Here is a 271-nt window from a genome sequence, read left to right as displayed (position 1 = left end):
GAAGTCGGCCACCTTGTTGACGAGTTTTAAGGCGTCCTCACACTGTTGGCGGCGCTCGTTGTACTTGGAATCTTTGAGGCCCCGTTTCTTGTTGGTGTTCATGATGACGATTTTATCGTTTCCGAGTTTAATCGGAACGAACTCGCTCTTCATCGTGTTGGTATCGAGCAGAATGGCCGTGTCTTTTTTGCCCATCTCAACGGCGTACTGGTCCATGATGCCAGAGTTAACGCCAATGTCAGTGTTTTCAACGTGCTGTCCGAGTTTGGCT

General features: G+C 49.4%; 1 pseudogene. It reads right to left on the bottom strand.

The features are described from left to right. Positions 1–271, bottom strand: a pseudogene (locus tag AC6UDG_RS07600) (galactokinase); the annotation flags it as partial.

It is taken from the genome of Fructilactobacillus sp. X2R1C1 (assembly GCF_059901435.1).
This window is presented reverse-complemented; position numbering and strand designations above follow the sequence as displayed.